The sequence below is a fragment of the Paenibacillus sp. FSL R10-2788 genome, from assembly GCF_038003885.1.
Classification (GTDB): Bacteria; Bacillota; Bacilli; order Paenibacillales; family Paenibacillaceae; genus Paenibacillus_AQ; species Paenibacillus_AQ odorifer.
Window position 1 is genome coordinate 5,367,820 of record NZ_JBBOQA010000001.1, and the last position, 19,837, is coordinate 5,387,656.

Annotated in this window: 19 protein-coding genes; 7 read left to right on the top strand and 12 right to left on the bottom strand. The window is 44.9% G+C overall.

Annotated features, from left to right (window positions below; translation table 11 throughout):
• Positions 1-340 precede the first annotated feature (340 nt).
• The 7 genes from mtaB to NSQ50_RS23955 all read right to left on the bottom strand — a co-directional run bounded on the left by mtaB (position 341) and on the right by NSQ50_RS23955 (position 7,395).
• Complete coding sequence (gene mtaB / locus NSQ50_RS23925) at positions 341-1,684, bottom strand: tRNA (N(6)-L-threonylcarbamoyladenosine(37)-C(2))-methylthiotransferase MtaB (RefSeq protein WP_036683901.1); 1,344 nt, start codon at positions 1,682-1,684, stop codon at positions 341-343.
• Positions 1,685-1,687: 3 nt separating this feature from the next.
• A complete protein-coding gene (locus tag NSQ50_RS23930; RefSeq protein ID WP_036683903.1) occupies positions 1,688-2,452 on the bottom strand; it encodes an RsmE family RNA methyltransferase in 765 nt (254 codons plus the stop codon).
• A gap of 179 nt (positions 2,453-2,631) precedes the next feature.
• A complete protein-coding gene (locus NSQ50_RS23935) occupies positions 2,632-3,315 on the bottom strand; it encodes a site-2 protease family protein (RefSeq protein ID WP_036683904.1) in 684 nt (227 codons plus the stop codon).
• 2 nt (positions 3,316-3,317) lie between these two features.
• The gene (gene prmA / locus NSQ50_RS23940; protein WP_036683907.1) at positions 3,318-4,370 is read right to left on the bottom strand and encodes a 50S ribosomal protein L11 methyltransferase; all 1,053 of its coding nucleotides are present in this window, start codon (positions 4,368-4,370) and stop codon (positions 3,318-3,320) included.
• Positions 4,371-4,515: 145 nt separating this feature from the next.
• A complete protein-coding gene (locus tag NSQ50_RS23945) occupies positions 4,516-5,094 on the bottom strand; it encodes a DNA-3-methyladenine glycosylase I (protein WP_036683910.1) in 579 nt (192 codons plus the stop codon).
• 104 nt (positions 5,095-5,198) lie between these two features.
• Entirely contained in the window at positions 5,199-6,875 is a 1,677-nt protein-coding gene (locus tag NSQ50_RS23950; RefSeq protein ID WP_094902311.1) for a DUF4179 domain-containing protein, read from the bottom strand.
• A complete protein-coding gene (locus NSQ50_RS23955; RefSeq protein ID WP_036683913.1) occupies positions 6,835-7,395 on the bottom strand; it encodes an RNA polymerase sigma factor in 561 nt (186 codons plus the stop codon). Before NSQ50_RS23955 ends, NSQ50_RS23950 begins: the two co-directional genes overlap by 41 nt.
• A 154-nt stretch (positions 7,396-7,549) precedes the next feature.
• Between NSQ50_RS23955 and NSQ50_RS23960 the strand changes: the two genes are divergently transcribed.
• The 3 genes from NSQ50_RS23960 to NSQ50_RS23970 are packed head-to-tail and all read left to right on the top strand — an operon-like array spanning position 7,550 to position 8,129.
• Positions 7,550-7,726, top strand: a complete 177-nt coding sequence (locus NSQ50_RS23960) for a hypothetical protein (protein ID WP_155986568.1) — start codon at positions 7,550-7,552, stop codon at positions 7,724-7,726.
• Positions 7,727-7,731: 5 nt separating this feature from the next.
• Positions 7,732-8,004, top strand: a complete 273-nt coding sequence (locus NSQ50_RS23965; RefSeq protein ID WP_051491299.1) for a hypothetical protein — start codon at positions 7,732-7,734, stop codon at positions 8,002-8,004.
• Positions 8,001-8,129: a hypothetical protein gene (locus tag NSQ50_RS23970; protein WP_268748658.1), complete on the top strand. Its 129-nt coding sequence runs from the start codon at positions 8,001-8,003 to the stop codon at positions 8,127-8,129. The genes NSQ50_RS23965 and NSQ50_RS23970 overlap by 4 nt, the downstream gene beginning before the upstream one ends.
• A gap of 87 nt (positions 8,130-8,216) precedes the next feature.
• Here the strand turns inward: NSQ50_RS23970 and NSQ50_RS23975 are convergent, their stop codons facing one another.
• From NSQ50_RS23975 to NSQ50_RS23990, 4 genes are all read right to left on the bottom strand, one after another.
• On the bottom strand, positions 8,217-9,128 hold the full coding sequence (locus NSQ50_RS23975) for a methyl-accepting chemotaxis protein (RefSeq protein WP_076222963.1): 912 nt from the start codon (positions 9,126-9,128) through the stop codon (positions 8,217-8,219).
• Positions 9,129-9,884: 756 nt separating this feature from the next.
• The gene (locus tag NSQ50_RS23980) at positions 9,885-10,256 is read right to left on the bottom strand and encodes a hypothetical protein (RefSeq protein ID WP_036683921.1); all 372 of its coding nucleotides are present in this window, start codon (positions 10,254-10,256) and stop codon (positions 9,885-9,887) included.
• Between the two features lie 97 nt (positions 10,257-10,353).
• A complete protein-coding gene (locus NSQ50_RS23985; protein WP_036683923.1) occupies positions 10,354-10,533 on the bottom strand; it encodes a YfhD family protein in 180 nt (59 codons plus the stop codon).
• A 38-nt stretch (positions 10,534-10,571) separates the two neighbouring features.
• Positions 10,572-10,931, bottom strand: coding sequence for a hypothetical protein (locus tag NSQ50_RS23990; RefSeq protein ID WP_036683926.1), 360 nt, complete (start codon positions 10,929-10,931; stop codon positions 10,572-10,574).
• Positions 10,932-11,217: 286 nt separating this feature from the next.
• Here NSQ50_RS23990 and NSQ50_RS23995 point away from each other — a divergent pair, with 286 nt between their 5' ends.
• The 4 genes from NSQ50_RS23995 to NSQ50_RS24010 all read left to right on the top strand — a co-directional run bounded on the left by NSQ50_RS23995 (position 11,218) and on the right by NSQ50_RS24010 (position 18,435).
• Entirely contained in the window at positions 11,218-15,762 is a 4,545-nt protein-coding gene (locus NSQ50_RS23995; protein WP_081386859.1) for a S8 family serine peptidase, read from the top strand.
• 523 nt (positions 15,763-16,285) lie between these two features.
• A complete protein-coding gene (locus NSQ50_RS24000; protein ID WP_036683594.1) occupies positions 16,286-16,603 on the top strand; it encodes a transposase in 318 nt (105 codons plus the stop codon).
• An 11-nt stretch (positions 16,604-16,614) separates the two neighbouring features.
• Positions 16,615-17,478 carry an IS3 family transposase gene (locus NSQ50_RS24005; protein ID WP_339279741.1) on the top strand — a complete coding sequence of 288 codons (864 nt, stop codon included), beginning with the start codon at positions 16,615-16,617 and terminating at the stop codon, positions 17,476-17,478.
• Positions 17,479-18,240: 762 nt separating this feature from the next.
• Complete coding sequence (locus NSQ50_RS24010; protein ID WP_155288180.1) at positions 18,241-18,435, top strand: hypothetical protein; 195 nt, start codon at positions 18,241-18,243, stop codon at positions 18,433-18,435.
• 187 nt (positions 18,436-18,622) lie between these two features.
• Here NSQ50_RS24010 and dnaJ read toward each other — a convergent pair whose 3' ends face one another.
• A complete protein-coding gene (dnaJ, locus tag NSQ50_RS24015) occupies positions 18,623-19,747 on the bottom strand; it encodes a molecular chaperone DnaJ (protein WP_038572930.1) in 1,125 nt (374 codons plus the stop codon).
• Between the last annotated feature and the right edge of the window lie 90 nt (positions 19,748-19,837).

Below are 19,837 nucleotides of genomic sequence, written 5' to 3' on the forward strand. Positions count from 1 at the left end.
TCCACTTCTACGCGTATGAAGTCGCTATCGGACCCAGTTGACCTTATTCACAGCTTTATCCCACTTTTGGAACACTAACGGACACCATTGTCGCTATTGTCATGAAAAACACCTATTATGAACCACTTTCTGAGGAATAGCTGCACTGGGGTCCGAAACTAAGCATAAAAGGCAAAAAAATTGCAAATAACGCCATCTGGGTCCGAAAGCATCAGGAGATTGTTATGAATTGGTGGTCTAGGCAGCAGCAACTAAAAAACAGAGCAGCCCTTCCCCATTAACGGGAAAATGACTGCTCTGTTTTCTTTTTACTAATATCTATTTAACGGATATTTATTGCTTAACGAACAGCCTGCTGAAGCCCAGTCTGACTAACCCCGATCAACTCGCCGCGGCATTCGTTCACGCCAGCTTCCGTTATCTTCACCTGACAAAGTTCTCCTTGGAGTGAATCTTCACCATCGAAGAACACCTGCAAATAGTTGTCGCTAAACCCATGCTGGATATTGCGGCCCGGAGCCCCTTTTACGGCTCTTTCCGGAATAACACTTAATGTCTGGCCTACAAATTTACGAGCATAAGCTATTTGCATTTCTTCTGAAAGATCAATCAGTTCCTGCACGCGTACATTTTTGATTTCTTCGTCGATCTGATTCTCCATCCGCGCTGCTGGAGTGCCCGTCCGCTTGGAGTAAGGGAATACATGCATCTCAGAGTAATTAATAGCCTTCATGAAATCGTAGCCGGCACGGAACATTTCATCGGTCTCCCCCGGGAATCCAACGATAACATCCGTAGTAATCCCGACATCTGGCATCGCCTGACGGATCAGCTGCATTTTGGCGTAATATTCTTCTGTCGTATATTTACGGCGCATTGCTTTCAGCACATCATTATGTCCGGCTTGCAGCGGGATATGCAGATGACGGCACATTTTAGAGGAACGGTTCAGCACCTCCAGCAGCTTCTCATCGATCTGGCTGGCTTCGATAGAACTGATACGTACCCGCTCCAGTCCATCCACCTTATCTAGATCCCACAGCAAATCGGCTAGACGGTAATTATCAAGATCATCACCGTAACCACCGGTATGAATACCCGTGAGAACAAATTCTTTATACCCTGCTTCTACTAATTGATGCGCCTGGGTTACGATGCTTTTGGGATCACGACTGCGGGAAAGTCCACGTGACCATGGAATGATGCAGAATGTGCAGAAGTTGTTGCAGCCATCCTGAATCTTCATAAAAGCACGCGTCCGATCCGCAAAGCCAGGTACATCCATCTCTTCGAATTCACGTGTCTTCATAATATTACGAACAGCGTTGACTGGCTGACGTGAGGCTTCAATGTTCTTCACATGCGTCATGATCTGATCGCGGTCCTGGTTACCAATAACAAGATCGACACCAGGAATATCAAGAATCTCACCAGGAGAGGTCTGTGCATAGCAGCCAGTAACCGCCACGATAGCCTCCGGATTGCGGCGAACGGCACGACGAATCATTTGACGGCTTTTTTTGTCACCTGTATTAGTTACAGTACAAGTATTAATCAGATATACATCGGCAGGTCCCTCGAAATCGACCTGCTCGTAACCTTCATTTTTGAATAGCTGCCAGATGGCTTCGGTGTCATAAAAATTCACTTTACAACCTAAAGTATAAAATGCTACGGATGGCATCTCTTAAGCTCCTCCCATTTCTCCAGATTCATATAAAATACAAGCAGCGGCAACCATGCCCGCTGTCTCACAGCGCAGAATACGCCGTCCTAGTCCTACGGAAACTGCACCAGCTTCTTCTGCCTTTTGGCATTCCTCTGGTGTAAAGCCCCCTTCAGGACCTACCACAATCAATACCTTCCCACCAGCCTGCGGTGAAAGCGAGGATAACCAAGGGGCAACACTGCTGCGAAGCTGCAAGCCTTCTTCTTTTTCATAACAGAAATAAATTGCATCATACTCACTAAAAGTCTGTAGCAGCTGCTTCCAGGATAACGGTGAGCCTACAGCCGGAACGATGTTCCGGTGTGCCTGCTCGGCAGCTTCTTTACAAATTTTACGCCAGCGGTCCAGCCGCTTACTTTCCTTGCGTTCATCGTATTGTACAATCGTGCGCTCCGACAGAAAAGGAATAAAACCAACGGCTCCAATTTCTGTACACTTTTGAATGACAGTTTCCATCTTATCAGCCTTGGGTAAGCTCTGAGCCACTGTGATTTTTATCCGCGGTTCATGCGTCATCTCCAGGGTTTCCAGGATGTTCACTGTCACTTCTCCTATTTCGATCTGAGCAATCTCCACTAACGCTTCACGGGAGACGCCATCGCTGACAATAAGCTTGTCCCCAGCCTTACCGCGCATCACTTTGGCAATATGCCTTGCATCTTCTCCGTCAATTCTAACGTTATCCGTACCAAACTGCTCCGGTGTAACAAAATATCGCTGCATCTCTTCATCATCCTGTTCATGAATTCAGTAAGAAGAAACGGTAAAGACGCCTTAATTAAGACGTCACCCGTTTCTTAGAGAAATATAACTATGGATCAGGCGAAATTTAACTATCCTATTTTTCAACAAATTACATAATACAATGTTTAAGCAGGGTTGACCAGACTTCAGTCCCTACCTTAGCTGCCAAACATTCTTAGGAATAGCTGCACAAATGTTCTCGACATTTCACTAGCCCAGTGGCCAAGAGGATCAATGGTATAGGTTCGTAACCCTGGAATAAACAGAATTAATAAAAAGATAAATACAGCCCATTGCTCAAATTGCTGTAATTTGCCCCGAATAGAGCGAGGGGCAATATCCTCCACAATCCGGTAGCCATCCAGCGGAGGCAATGGAATCAGATTGAATAAGAATAGAAAGAAGTTCCATTGAATAAAGGTGCCAAAGAACAAATACACTGCCTCTAATACGCGGTCATTGGAGATCGACTCTAATACACCAGTTGCCGCAAGCACCCCATATATTAAAGCACCAATAATCCCTAGTAACAGGTTACTGATTGGGCCCGCAGCAGACACAATGACTCCCATCAGACGGGGGCGGCTAAAGTTATCGCGGTTTACAGGAACCGGACGCGCCCACCCGAAACCAGCAACCAGCAGCAGTAAAATACCAAAAAAATCGAAGTGTACAGCAGGGTTAAGCGTCATGCGTCCTAATAATCTAGCGGTAGGGTCACCGAACTTATTGGCGAAATAAGCATGACTGAATTCATGTACTGTAAAAGCAATTAAAATCGTAATGAGCAGAAAAGGAAGCTGATCCAGATCTACACGTATTATACTTTGCAATATATCCATTTTTACCTCTTTCCGGCTGTAAATGCCACCCAATCTTCTTCACGGGATACTTCCATAATCTCAAAGCCGGACTCTTGTAGTGCGTTAGCCACAAGTCCTTCTTTATCCTTGTAAATACCAGAGGTAATATACAAGCCTCCTGGCTGAAGTGCACGATACACGTCATCCGTAAACAATACGATGATTTCTGCCAAAATATTCGCAACTACAATCTTCACTGGGAGTGTAACGCCAAGACTATCCTCTGTTACTTGCTCAGCAGGTGTTCCCTCAAGAGTGTGACCCGGTCTAGCGGATGGCCACATTTCTCCAGCAGCTGTGTCAGCTACGCCTTCACCGCCTAGCAAGGAGAGCAGGTCGCTTTCTTTTACCGTAATGAACTTCTCAAGTTTGTTCAGTGCTACATTCTCGCGCGCACTTTCAACAGCTACAGGGTCCAAATCTAACGCCAGCACGGATTTCGCACCAAGCAGCATCGCACCTACAGCCAATATTCCTGAACCCGTACCAACATCGATTACTTCTTCACCGCCGCTAATATTCTTCTCGAGCGCACGCAGGCACAAAGCTGTTGTAGGGTGAGTCCCTGTACCAAATGCCATACCAGGGTCCAGCTCAATGATTGCCTCATCGGGGCTCTCAGGCGTATATTCCTCCCAAGTTGGTTTAATCGTGAGACGCTCCGATACCCTGAGCGGTTTAAAATATTGCTTCCAAGCATGCGCCCATTCGTCTTCATCTACGGTTTTCCAAGAAATCAGCGATTTGCCCGGATCAATACCGTACTCACGCAATTCTGCTACCCGTGGAGTCAGTTCTTCTATAACAGCATCCATATCCGTGGAATCGGCATAATAACCTTTGATTACCGCTTCCCCTTCTGGGATATCATTCAAGGGTTGGTCGTATAATTCACCGTAACGCGTATTCCGCTCTTTACTGAGTGTTCCGGATTCTTCAATAGAAACCCCACCCGCTCCTGCTTCATATAAAAAATTCGAAATCATTTCTTGTGCATCTTCTGTTGTATGTATCGTCACTTCATGCCATAACATCTTTATGTGATCCTCCTAAAGTTTTGTGAGCGTTAGCTTCATTGATTGACTTCGTGCAAAACTGACTTCGTAAGCATAGACTTAGTTTTGTGAGCATTCGCTTCATAGTATAACATTTCTTCTTGGGGTAACGCCAAACTACAGATCAACGCTCTGCCATGCCCGTGCTACTCCTGCAAAAGCAATCGAGCGAATGATCATCTACCATCCCCGATGCCTGTATAAAAGCATAACATATGGTAGAGCCGACAAACTTCATGCCTCGCTTTTTTAATGCTTTACTCATTGCGTCAGACTGAGCCGTCGAAGCAGGGACATCCGCACGTGTCTTCCAATGGTTAATCGAAGGTGCACCCCCCACAAAACTCCAGAGATAATCTGCAAAGCTGCCTGTTTCCGCACTAATTTGCAAATATACGCTTGCATTACGAATGATAGAATCAATCTTTAAGCGATTTCTAATAATCCCGGGATCGTTCATCAGCTCAGCAATTTTCGGCTCATCATAATGCACAATCTTTTCCGGATCAAATCCATCAAATACCTCTCTGTAATGTGCCCGCTTTTTTAAGACGGTGTACCAGCTTAATCCTGCCTGCATGCCTTCGAGCATAAGTAATTCAAACAGCTTCCGGTCATCATACAGAGGTTTACCCCACTCTTCATCATGGTATGCGATATATAAAGGATCCTCATTAACCCAAGCACAGCGAGTGATTTCCATCCTTTTCTCTCCTTTACGCTAATCCTCCCTGAGTCCACTCAGCATCTACTCACTGTAAACGAAAAAAAGGGAAGAACACAAGGTTCCTCCCTAAAAAAAAATTTCTATGGCCGCAGCTGCACTCTTGTTTCTTTATCCGGATCGTCAGTCGTATAGAAGAATATATAAATAGAAGCTTCTGTACCTTTGAAACCCTTGTAAACATCAATGGCCTTATTGTTTCCATCCCCCGTGAAATTAACGGTCAGAGGTTTACCTAAAATACGCTCTTTCCCCAGTCCGATATGGGTCTGGTTAATTCCACCGAAGCGAGCATCTTCACTTTCAGTCTCTACATAAAGATCGGCACCCTGCATATAGTACGTCCATTTTACCGGATAACCGCTAAGCTGCTGGATAAGCGTCTGTTTCTTATCAGATATATTCGTCAACAGAAGTGGTGTTTTTTCGTCCTTGTTAATTTTATAGCTGCCGTGCTGAGTCACCTTGTATTTAGCAACAAAGGTAATTGGCGTCTCTTCTGTGATTTCAAGGTCAACTGGCCGCTCAAAACGAAGCACTGTTAATTCCGGCTCACCTTCTGGAGATCTCCAGAAATTGCCCTCCAGCGTCTTGCCTGCTACTTCAAGAGTAGACTTTTGATACGGGAAATTGTTGCCTTTCTCTTTACTTCTAATGGCGATTCGAATTTGAGTAGGCGTCACTACCATTTTCTCCAGCGTGTAATTAGGTTCGCCCTCTTCTAGCGGCAGATTCAATGAAGTATTTATGGTTCCGCTCTCCATCTGCTTTTTGCTTAATTGAAGATCAAAAGCTAGTGGCCCCTCAACCTTTTTCTCTTGTTTCATGTACTGCAGCTTGTAATTCACTTCTCCGCTGGAAATATCAGCCGCCTTAAAATATTGCTGGGACGTATATTCCCCGTTTTCTCCCGGTGTACCGAAAGCACCTCCTGCCAGCGAATTTATGAGCGTTCCGTTTTTGTAAGCGACTATATTTGGAAAGGCCCATTCTTTTGTTTCTGGCTGATCAAAAATGATCGCTGAAGAGAATAATATTTTTTCTTGTCCTTGGGTAAAAGGTTTCACCTCTATGCTGCGCATGCCTTCCTGTCCAATAGGAAACTTTTGTGTCTCCTGCGATTGGATATCCAGCGGTAAATCTAACTCCTGTGTGCTAAAGGCTTGCAGATTATCTGCAACTAATTGCACATTCACAGTATCCTTTTTCGGTGTCCAATCACTCTCGAAATATCCGTTGTAATGTTGATTTTTCTCATCCCATAACACATAACTGAACTCACTGGGACCATTCGCCCCATCTGCGCCCTTCAAAGTCATTCCTTTAACATTCCAATTTTCATTTTCCAAGCGTTTTCCTACATCCAAAGTGAATAAGATAACCGTCCGATTCTCATCCACAATCGCTGTATGTAGCTTCAGAGTTACTCCATCCTGTGTCACCGACTGGTTCAGTTGTTGTCCGAGATTTTGGGCCAGCGCTGCTTGAACGCCTCCTCTCCCATGGAGCAAATTATCCCAATCATAATGCACTGCCGCATATACGGGTGCCGCTGCAATAAGTACTGAAAATGAAGCAACCACAGCTATTTTACTCCAGTTTCTCCCTCTGTTCCCGCTACCATTGGCCATACGAAGTTGTAGGGGAGTCATTGTACTGTTTTCTTGCTCTAAACGTCCCCACATGCGTTCAAAATCTGGATAAGGCACGCCTTTATCTTCATTTAAACGATGCTCCAGCATATTTTCTAACTTTTTCAAAAGCTTCGCCCTCCTTTAGTTCAATTTGAACCCCAGCCTCCTGCAGGATTCTCCTCATTACCGTTAGTCCTTTATGCAGCCTAGATTTGGTCGTTCCAAGTGGAATGGACAGCAGATCCGAAATTTCAGCCAGACTGAAATCATGCATATACCTAAGTGTGAGCACCATCCTAAGTTTGATAGGGACCTGGCTCATATATTGCGCCCACTCGACCTCCGTCTCACGCTGCTCAATCTGCTGCTCCACAGCTGTTTCTGCCGTTTTATTAAAGAAATGAAGGTTGTCCGTTATCTTCTGTTGCAAGGTTCGTTTTCGTTTCAAATGATTGAGGCAATGGTTGACCGTTATTTTCATAATCCAAGCCTTGATATGCTCCACGTGCTCACGATTGCTGCGAAATACTGTAATAAAGACATCCTGAGTCAAATCCTCTGCATCCGCCGCGTCATGCACCATATAGTAGCAAGTCCGGTATACATCTTTATTGTAGGTTTCAAATAACTCCCGGTTACTCTCCAAATCTTGCGCCCTCCTTTCTTGACTGAGATATCTATATGACAACCAATCCTTGGAAAAGGTTCGTTTTTCTGAGCATAAACTATCGCTACTCTTAAAGACATAGGGAAAATCAAACGGGCTTAATAATCTGAATGAAGCAAATGGAGGAAGGACAATGACTCTTTTAACTACTGGTCCGATAGAAAACAATGTTAACTCAGAAAACAACACAAGACTTACACAACAGGTCACGGTCAAAATTGCTAATGGTAGCGGTCAGATTGCTTCCACAGTTCTGATCGAAGGCTACTACATGAATGAGAAAGAATTCAATATGTATGCGATCTGCTAGATGTGATGCCAAATCAAGTAATAACTAAAAATTATTTTGCGGATTTTGATACTTTCGAATTTTTTTTCACAACTGCTAGTTTGCCAGATCATCCAATTCAACTCTCATTTTGGGGTAAAGACAGTGCAGAAAGATTAGTAGCCCCGCATCGATTAGTTACAGCAGAATTACTTGGGTATGATGGGGCAACTGGCGCGACAGGCGCTACTGGGGTGATGGGGCTAAAGGTGGGACTGGCTCTGATGGGGCGATTGGGGACACGGGAGTTACTGGAGTGACGGGAGCTACGGGCGCGACTGGAGTCACTGGCACGACTGGTGCTTCTGGTAACACCGGAGTTAACGGAGTCATCATAAATCATAGATATATGATTCCTACCTTGATTGTTAACAAAATCGGATAATACCAACAATTAAAAGGGTCTATCTCTCGCAAGTAGGAGACCGACCCTTTTTTGCTGATATTCAATCTATCAACATACATACTGCTGCTAGAGAATATCCATAACTTCACGCGCTTGTGTGTCGAGATTTTGTGCAGATGAAGCAATCTTCGAAAAATCCTCCAACGCCACCAGAACCTGCTGCTGACTATCTTCTATATTTTCTTGCACTTGATTTGTACCTATAGAGATCTTTCCAATTTCCAGCGTGATCGCATCCACACTATCCCGTACCTTTATGATCGAATCTTGTACCATGGAAGATAACTTTCTTACTTCTTTTGCCACCACGTCAAAACCTCGGCCATACTCCCCGGCATGCGCTGCCTCAATAGCAGCATTTAGGGCTAATAATTGCGTTTGCGAAGCAATATCACGAATCGTTTGCACGATGCTATGAATCGATACAGCTTGCTTTTCAAGATTAGCTAGAGTATGTGTATTTTCTATCGATACTTCGGCGATTTTGTTGATGCTTCGTAATAATTCTTGACTGCGCTCAATACCTAAATCTGCTCTTTGATTCAAGCTATCTGCCATCTCTTGCATCCGTAGTACAACATTACTCATGTTGCTTTGTCTTTGGGTGATATTAGTTGCTATTTTAGATACTCCGATGACTTGTTCATTGCTTTCATCAAACACTGGCATGTAGGTGGCTTCAAGCCAAACCGCATTTCCTTTCGAATCCATTCGTTCGATCTTATCCTGAAAACTCTTCCCTGTAAAAAGATCCTGCCAAAACCGTTCGTAACCTGGGCTATCTGCGAAATGTGGAAAACAGAACTCTTTATGATGCATTCCGTACATTTCATCTTTTTTATATCCCATGGAATTTGCAAAAACCTCATTCACATAAGCAACTCGGCGATCAAGGTCAAACCGGATAATAGCTAAATTTCTTTCTAAAGATCTAACAACAAGCCCATCAGTAACTCCTTGAGAGTGTACCAGCCCCATTCTAATTCCCCCTGAAAAAATTCAATACTTGATTGGTCGTAGTTAGTATATTCGAATAATTATACATCCTTAATTTGTAGTGTGATATTAGCTATTTTACTTAAAATATTTATAACATCTGCAGACGTTAATATAATTGAAAATAATGATAATTAGGGAAAACTTCCCTAATGATGTGCAAGATTCGAAGGATGATCTATCTTTTAGGGAAATACTCCCCAAAAACTCATGAAATCAGGCTTTTTCTATCTTTTCGAGCGTTTTTCAGGGAGGTTTTCCCTAATTAATCATTTTCCAACCTCAATCATGCCGAAAATTATATCCAATTCCAACAGAAATGCATCTACAGCTACGTCGACTATGAGACGCCCAAATTCTTCTTAGCGGTAGCCTTACTTATAAGCTAAAAGCTTGCCCTAATTTAGTTCATTTTTCTGATCTCATAACAAAAAAACCCAGCTGCAAATATCAGCTAGGGTTCAACTCTCAATTTCATTTTCAAATTCTATCATTCTCAATCCCGTTACTAATTTCAATTTTCAGATTCCAACCACAAATCAACTTTATTTTACCACTATTTCAGTCGTTCCCTCGTTACGAGCACGCAGCAAAATATGGCAGTTCATCCGAATCAAATGCACTCCAGCCAGGCTGCGGTGCAGCAAGCTACGTCTACCTTCGCTTCATGCAGCAGTTGTCTGCGACCTGTGCGAATATATTCCTTCTCCCATTGTACGTACAGTCAAAAGTATCTTATTAATTGGATTTATAATCTTTTATTTTAATCCCCAAAACCATATCCTTCTGATATGCGTCAGCTTGCTTCAAACCAATAATCCTTGGGTCTGAAGGGTAGTGACGTTCAAGATATAACAAAAATGCGTGATGAAACCTAATTTCGGCATCCAATTTATTCAGTTCGTTCGGATGATTCTCTAGTTCGGTTAATTCTGCTTCCCATCGATACAAATCGCTCGCCTCAGAGCGCTCCATACGAACCTTCTCTGTCAGCTCCCGCAACTCACGATAGGCCCGTTTTACTTTTGGAGAGTACAACTGCTTCTGGTTCAAATAGGTTAATAGTGCGATCAATAAGGCTAATCCTGTCCACAAAATAACGTTATCCATCTTCTCCCCCCACACTTAAGCTCTTCGCCCTAATTATACATGCCCAAACACAAAAATACCCCACAAAGTGAGGTATCCGCCTTAGCTTTTTTAGCTGCTATTCTTTCTTCATAATCTCATTCAGCTGACGTTTGTCCGCTTCTTGTGCGCGATCCTGAGCTTCAATATCATCAAGATCGGCTTCCGCCGCCGAGAATTCTACATCCTCCGCTTTAGCTTCATATAACATTTTCAATTTCTCCGTCTTGGAGAAGATTTGTGAGTTTTCTCTATCCATTGTTCGTCTCCTTTCTTCTTACTTAATGAAGTGCCTGATCAGACCATCCCGCCTGCTTCTTCAATTAAGCGCAGAGCCTGATCGTAGGACTCCGTATGCACAATAACCGTAAGCAAAATATCTCTCCCCGTTGGACCTCCGTTACCACCATGACTCATTCCGCTAGAGCTGGTGTCCGCAGCTGCAAGTATGCCTGTGTGTGCGTGCTCAGCAGTCATGGAGTCCATTCTGGCCACATTGCCTGTCACCGGATTTACCCCTGAGCTAAAGCTGGTACCTCCATATCTACTGAAGCGATCAATGGAAACTTCAATGGCCCGAAGTGCTCGAAGCTTGCGCGCGACACCTTCGGCTTCCTCTGGACTTTTAAAATATGCCAAAATATATCTTTCCGACATCTTATCCCCGCTCTCGCTTGAAATTCAGATATCTGTTGCATTCATTTATATTGTCTTAATTTCACTTGTTTTATGCTCTGATTTTCTTATATTCCACTTATCTACTGGGAATTCGACATTTTCCTCAACGCTTCGCTGCAATATGGTACTAAAGTTGTATATTCGATTTGAAGTTATAGCTGTAGAATAAATTTAATTTTCATAATTTTTTACATTTTATATGGAGGAGGAGAACCACAGACACACAATGCAATACAAAAAAATTCATTTGGGAGGATGAACTTATTTGAAACGTACCTTTAAACACTCTATTCAAAGATTTGGTATTGGAGCGGCAAGCTTCGGACTGGCTGTGTCTGTTCTTTTTCCATCAGCTGCATTTGCGAACTCATCCCTTGAATCTTCAACCCTGGTTACGGATGTACAGTCTCAAAGTGTGACCCCTCATAACTATGCTGGAGTACTCAAAGGTTCAGCACCAGTTTCAGTGATTGTGGAATTGACTAATAAACCAGTCAGCGTGTATGTAAATGAGGCAAAAACTTATTCTTTACGATCCTCAGTCTCCTCACAACGCAGTAAAATTATCTCAGAGCATAAAAGCTTTATTTCCTCAACACAGAAAATCGATGCCGATATCGGTTTTGAATACAGTGAGATTTTTAACGGGTATTCCATTACGCTGCCAGCCAATCAAGTAAACAAGCTGTTAGAGCTTCCAGGCGTTGCGGCTATTTATCCGAATGAAGAAGTACATGCACTAGAAGACAGTGTTGAAGTGGCGACATTACCTGCTACACGTTCCTATTCAGACAGCGGTAAGCTAATAGGCGCGGACAAACTACATGATTTAGGTTACACAGGCAAAGATGTACAGGTAGCGGTTGTCGATACTGGTATTGATAAGAATCACCCTTTGCTAAAAGATAATTATAAAGGCGGCTATGATGTATATGATCAGGATGACGATCCGGCTGAAACAGCCCCTGATGCTAACTTCCCTCCAAGAGCAGGTACTCCTTACGAAACCTCGCATGGTACACACGTTGCCGGGACAATTTTAGATGTGGCACCTGAGGTAGAATTGTATGCATATCGCGTACTTGGTCCCTATGGATCTGGTTCCACAGCAGATGTAATTGCGGGTATTGAGAAAGCGGTCGATGACGGAGCAGATGTTATTAACCTTTCTCTAGGCTCTAGTGTCAACCAAAGCTATTCCGCGAGTTCAATCGCGATAGACAATACCGTAAAATCGGGCGTGAATGTTATTGTTGCCGCCGGTAACGCTGGACCGGATGCAGGAACACTGGGCGAACCCGCTGGTGCCCAACTCGCGCTTAGTGTTGGAGCTTCTACTACTCCGATAAATACCCCTTTCTTTGATATTGGCGATGTTAAAAAGATTCCCGGGACATTAGCCAGTTACTCCCCAGATTTAATCGATAATATTGCTGGCAGTAAGATCGTTTTCGCTGGTCTTGGGAGTCCTTCCGATTACAAAAATCTGGATGTCAAAGATAAGGTAGTGCTTGTTGATCGGGGCTCGCTGAGCTTCTCAGACAAATCTCTTAATGCCAAAGTTGCTGGTGCGAAGCTTTTGCTGATTGCCAATAATGAGCCTGGTGAAATCAGCCCCACCCTTGGTGCGCCTGGGGATTACATTCCTACCTACGGAATCAGTCAAGCCGATGGCAAAAAAATAAAAACTCAGATGGCTGCGGCTAAAGATATAATCAGTTACTATATAGCGCTTGAAGTAAATCAGTTAGCAAACTTCAGTTCTATGGGTCCGGGGATGCCAGATTATCTAATAAAACCTGATGTTGTAGCGCCCGGAGTCAATATCAACTCGACAGTCCCTAGCTGGGATGGGAACTATGACCATGCTTTCGGCTTAAAAAATGGCACTAGCATGGCAACCCCACATGTTGTAGGAGCTGTGGCTTTGTTACTGAGTAAAAACTCTGATCTGAAGCCAAATGAAATTAAAGCCCTGCTGATGAACAATGCTGATCCTATTTTTAAACGTGATGGGAATTCTTACTCCTTGTACCAACAAGGTGCAGGTTTAATTAATCTGGAGAAGTCGATAAACGCTAAATCCATTGCTAAAGTCGGAGAAATCCTTAATAGTGGACTTCCCGGTACTGTTGAAATCCCTTATTACACAGGTTCCTTGTCCTTCGGCTTACAGCCAAAGGGTGTTACCGTAACGAAAGCTGTCTATGTAGAGGACTTTAAAGGGAATGGAGAAACATACACCCTGTCCACCAAATGGCTGACAGAAGTGCCTAGTGATATTAGTATTGATTTTGCACCACACAGCGTTACCTCAGGTGTAGATCAATATGCACAATTTGCACTCAATGTATCTAAAACAGCAAAAGAGGGCGCATATGAAGGCATCCTGTTACTTACCTCTGATACGGAAACCCTTCGTCTGCCATTTAACGTTGTCGTAGGTGACCAATATAATGTAGCACCTATTAATCAGCTCTCTTTTGAAAGTCCACAAATTTCACCTAATGGGGATGGTCGCTCAGACGACACCACCTTTACCTTTTCTGTCAATGAAGAGCTGGAAAGCATAAGTTTCGTTACCTCTTCAAAAGATGCTCCTGCAACAGTTTTAGGTGAAGTTTATGCAATCGACGAGAAGATCTATCGTGGCGTATACGAAGTTCCAAATTGGGATGGAACATTAACAGACCTGGAGACCTCCGCCAAGTCTACTTTAGCAGATGGTCACTACTACATCATTCCCGTGCTTCCCAATGGGCAACTGCTCGAGAAACAAAAGGCCGAGTTCACAATTGATACCGAGAAGCCGCTAGTTTCCGGCATCACCATTGAGGAGTATGAACGCGAAGCGCCAACCGATCCTGGCGTGGCACAAATTAGTGGTTTTATTGATGATGACCTAATGGCCTATTATATTTCTAATACAAACCCTATTGGAAACTGGTTTACCGTATATGCCGAAGGCAAACATTATGATGGGAATGCTTATAAATTTGGCGGTGTGATTGCAAATAACGGTGCCTTTACCATTGATGTTCCTGTTAACGAGGGGCTAAATGAGTACAAAGTCCATGTGGTCGATAAAGTGGGGAATGGTGCAGACGACGATGATTACGTTCAGCGGCTGCTTTATAGCACAGGGGATGGTACTTTCACAGTAACTCCGGCTCTTTCTGCATCCACCATTGAAGTAGGACAATCTGTGACCGTTGATTTAGATTATTCCGTGACAGACGAGGTTTATGGCGTCTATGGGGCTTCATTCGGTGTCATATACGATAATTCCCTTGAAACACCGGTAATCCAGCCAAGCGTACAGCTGGTTACGTATCAAGAGGAGCATTTCTCTAGTGTTCCACTTACAGAATATTCACAAACGTATGACCTTGGAGACGGCCACAAACTGACACAATATAGTGTCAATCTGTCAGGAGGTGCTTATCACGGCTCTGGCTCACTAGCCCAAATAACCTTCGAACCAGCAACAGCAGGAGATTATTCCTTTGAGCTATATGATGTCCAGATTTGGAATGATGCCACAACATCAACTATCCCATCTGGTTTGAGAACAGTAAGTGTAACTGTAAGCACACCTGAAAAACCTACACCAACGCCAACACCGACACCGACACCAACACCATCAGCAACGCCAGATCCAACAGAAACGCCAACACCGACACCATCACCTACGTCTTCTCCATCTTCTGAGACCTATGTATCTACAGCAACCAGCACTCCCACTCCTGGACCTTCTTTGAAATCCGGGAAGCTAGTAGAGACAGCTGATCCAGCTGGTGGTAAACCTTCAACGGTGTTTAACATCTTAGATGCTGCATTAACAAATTCGATCCAGAATGCAAAAGATAAGACTTCTGTACTTGATCTTAGCGATGTGAATTTCAATAAGTATAGCCAAGTCGTTATTACTCTTACCCCGGCGCAAGCCGAACAGTTGAAGAAATCGGAGAATGCACTCAGCCTTAACGGTAGTGGGTTCAATGTTCTTATTCCAGCGGCAACCCTTCCGGATTTCATTAGCAGCAGTGGTTTGTTGCTTACGATAAGTCTGGCTGATGCTAGCGATACAGCAGTCTTATCAGGAAGCTCAGCTGCGATCAATATTGGTTCTTCCATTCTGACCATTAAAAATGGTTGGACAACCGGAAAGCCGATTACCCTTCAGCTTAATCTAAAAGACAGCAGTCTACGTGATGCTCGAAAAACTGCCGCCTATGCAGAAACAAAGGATCATAAGTGGTCCTATCTGCAACCCGGATCTTTCTCTAAAGAAGGTATTCTACAGTTTACAGTTACTGGCGACGGCTCTTATAGCGTTGCATTCCGTAATGTAAGCTTCAAGGATATCGGCACTCACTGGGCTAAAGGCGATATCGAAGTTCTTGCTGCTCATGGTATCATTGCCGGCAAAGGAACCGATGGCAGCTTCAAGCCTACTGACACCTTAAATCAAGCGGAGCTACTAACGCTCTTCGACCGTCTACTTGGAAAAGGTGACACTTGGAATACTCGTATCAAACAAAGTGGTTCACGTGATGTGCTGACTCGCGAAGAAGCAGCTCTTATCATTGCTGAAGCTCTAGGTGCTGATCTTACAGTAGCTAAGACTCCTTTGAGCTTTAAGGATGCCGACAACATCGCTGCAGAAGCACGTAACGCCGTAGCCTATGCGGTAAGCAAAGGTTATCTCAAGGGCGTTGGCGCGGACAACTTCAATCCACAAGGTACTCTGACTCGGGCACAGGCAGCAACGATTCTGAGCCGCGTGTTCGAGGACCTACGTTCTTAAACAGTATCTAGTTGAACTCTCAAAGAAAGCCCCAGCAGCCAGATGGCTGCTGGGGCTTTCTCGCTTTAGGTCACATCTGCGGCGCATACGAGGCAACTATCGGACACAGTTGCACTTAAATGCTGGATTATGCGACATTTGCCATGCTAACGGACCCCATAGTCGCTATTAGCACGAAAAACACCAAATATAAGCGCTTTTCTGGGCAATAGCTGCACTGGAGTCCGAAACTTCGCTCAAAAGGAGAAAAATGTGCAAATAGCGCCAACTGGGTCCGTATGCCTCCAGCGTCTTCTGGGTCCTATCCACTCAGATGATTATTCTCAGCGCTATCGGACACAGTTGCACTTAAACGCTGAATTATGCGACATTTGCCATACCAACGGACCTCATAGTCGCTATTAGCACGAAAAACACCAAATATGAGCACTTTTCTAGGCAATAGCTGCACTGGTGAAGCTAGAATAAAAAGTGGACAGTAGTTAACAGACTGGCGATAATGAGTCCACGGAGGTGTGTTTACATGGGAGAACATCGACAACGGTATAACGAAGAATTTAAAAAACAGACAGTGCAGTTCATTCAAGAGCAAACAAAGACAGTGGGCGACTTGGCGGAAGAGCTCAACATCCCAAAAAGTACCCTGCATCAATGGATGAGCCAGTATCGAGAACTAAAGAATGAACCGGCAGCTAGCGTGGATCGAGTACGGGAACTCGAGGCACAGTTGAAAGAAATGAGCCGTCAACTTCAAGAAAAAGATAACAAGATTGCTGATGTGGAAGAGGAATTAGCGATCGTAAAAAAAGCAGTGCACATCTTCAGCAAACCAAGGAACTGAGATTCCAGTTTATTGAAAAACATCGCTCCGAGTTTCTCTTGGAGAAGATGTGCATGACCCTACATGTGTCACGGAGCGGGTACTACAAGTGGCGGACAGAAAAAAACAGTACGCATATGCTTCGTAAGGCTGCGATAATGAAGCGAATTCAGTATCATTTTGCAGACCATCAAAAGCGGTATGGGAGTCCGAAGATCACCCGCCTGCTACATCAAGAAGGTTATACCGTTACCGAACGCACGGTGAGTGTGTACATGCGACATATGAAGCTTCGCTCCATTGTCTCCAAAACGTATCGCGTACAGACCACCGACTCCAATCATGACCATCCGATTGCCCCAAATACGCTGAACCAGCAATTTAAAACACTCAAACCCAATTCAGTATGGGTTACCGATATTACGTACATTCCTTGCCGGGGAGGGCGCTTGTACCTGGCTAGTGTAATGGACCTTTGCACGCGCGAAATCGTGGGGTGGCGCTTGGAGAACCATATGGAAACTAGCTTAATTTCGGGCGCCTTACAAGATGCTTACGAAGCTAAACAACCGGAAAAGGGTCTATTACATCACTCCGATAGAGGTTCTCAATATACTTCTCATGAATACACGAAGCAGTTGAAAGCGTATGGCATGGAGTCCAGCATGAGCCGCAGAGGTAACTGTTATGATAACGCCTGTATCGAGTCGTGGCACAGCATTTTGAAAAAGGAGCTCATTTATTGTAATCCACGATTCAAAACTAAGGAGCAAGCCTACCAGACACTTTTTCAATATATTGAGTTTTATTATAACCGCAAGCGAATGCATGGCGCGCTGGGGTATCTTTCTCCAGTTCGTTTTGCTGAGCAATTGACTAGAATGTCTGTTGCGTGACTGTCCACTTTCTTGACAGAGGTCCATGGAGTCCGAAACTTCGCTCAAAAGGAGAAAAATGTGCAAATAGCGTCATCTGGGTCCGCAAGCCTCCAGCGTCTTCTGGGTCCTATCCACTCAGATGATTATTCTCAGCGCTATCGGACACAGTTGCACTTAAACGCTGAATTATGCGACATTTGCCATACCAACGGACCCCATAGTCACTATTAGCACGAAAAGCACCAAATATGAGCACTTTTCTGGGCAATAGCTGCACTCGAGTCCGAAACTTCGCTCAAAAGGCGATAAATTTGCAAATAGCGTCAACTGGGTCCGTATGCCTCCAGCATCTTTTGGGTCCTATCCACTCAGATGATTATTCTCGGCGCTATCGGACGCAGTTGCACTTAAATGCTGGATTATGCGACATTTACCATGCCCACGTAGATAATTCAAAACAGATAGTGTGTTAAAAAAAGATGAAGACCAGTCGGGGGTTTCAAGGTTACAGGGTTCGGGGTTCGGGGTTCGGGGTTCGGGGTTCGGGGTTCGGGGTTCGGGGTTCGCGGTTCGGGGTTCGGGGTTCGGGGTTCGCGGTTCGCGGTTCGCGGTTCGCGGTTCGCGGTTCGCGGTTCGCGGTTCGCGGTTCGGGGTTCGGGGTTCGGGGTTCGGGGTTCGGGGTTCGGGGTTCGGGGTTCGGGGTTCGGGGTTCGGGGTTCGGGGTTCGGGGTTCGGGGTTCGGGGTTCGGGGTTCGCGGTTCGCGGTTCGCGGTTCGCGGTTTGCGGTTCGGGGTTCGGGATTCGGGGTTCGCGGTTCGCAGTTCAGGGTTCGCGGTTCAGGGTTCGGGGACGGGATTCGGGTTCAGAGGTTCGGCGGGGTTTACCGGAGTTACCGGAGTTACCGGAGTTACCGGAGTTACCGGGCTTGCCGAGTTCACCACGAGCTGCCAGGCTTTTCCGGGTTTTCCGAGTTAGCCAAGCTCGCAAAATTCCCCAGGTTCCAGCATTACAGCTCAACCAAAGAATTGCATGGGGTCAGTTAACTGGCCCTGCTATAATCTCATGCTAAACAAAAACACAGAGCAGCGATCCCCCAATAACGGGAGGACCGCTGCTCTGCTGTCTTTTTTCTATTCATTTACTGAATGAATGAGTTAGGATATCAGTCCCCGCGAAACGCACGTTTCACACGATCAAAGAAGGACTGTTCGTGTTCATGTGTGTTTTCTCCGTTCAGAGAAGCGAACTGGCGTAGCAATTCTTTTTGCTCTTCATTGAGCTTGCTAGGTGTCACAACAATTACTCGTACATGCTGATCACCTTGGCCAGATCCACGCAGACGTGGAACACCTTTACCTTTGAGGCGGAAGAAAGTGCCTGTTTGCGTTCCGGCAGGAATCTTCAGCTTCACTTTTTCGGTTAAGGTTGGAATTTCAATCTCATCACCAAGTGCTGCCTGTGCAAACGTAAGTGGAACCTCGCACATAATATCATCGTTCTCACGCACGAAGAAATCATGCGATTTAACACGGATAACAATATACAAGTCTCCAGCAGGACCGCCGCGTAAGCCGCCTTCACCTTCGCCAGTCATGCGCAGCTGTGCACCGTCATCAACACCGGCAGGGATACGCACATGGATCTTGCGTTGCTTTTTAACTTTACCCTGTCCGCTGCAAGTTGTACATTTTTCCTTAATAATCTTACCTGTACCACTGCAATGTGAACAAGGACGACGATTACGCATCTGTCCAAGCGGTGTATTCTGTACGAATTCCTGTTGTCCACTACCATGACATACGGAACAAGTCTCTGGTTTAGTGCCCGGTTTAGCCCCGGAGCCGTAGCAGGTATCGCAAGTTTCTGTACGTGGAATAGTAATATCGGTTTCTTTGCCGAATACCGCTTCCTTGAATTCAATGGTCATGGTATACTGCAAATCCCCACCGCGCTGCGGTGCGTTAGGATCACGGCGTCCGCCGCCTCCGAAGAACATATCAAAGATATCACCAAGTCCTCCGAAGTCGCCACCACCGCCGCCTCCGAAGCCGCCCATACCTTGGTTAGGGTCAATATGGCCATATTGGTCATATCTAGCTCGCTGTTGTCCATCACTAAGAACATCATAAGCTTCTTTTACTTCCTTAAACTTAGCTTCAGCGTCATCTGCTTTATTCACGTCTGGGTGATATTGGCGCGCCAATTTCCGGTACGCTTTTTTCACCTCATCGTCTGAAGCATCTCTACTTAGGCCAAGCACTTCATAATAATCGCGTTTATCTGCCACTGCTTTCACCTCCGTGCATACATACTCAAATTCCTTATTACCTGTCAAACAAACCATTATACGATAAAACCTCAGGATCTGACCATCCAG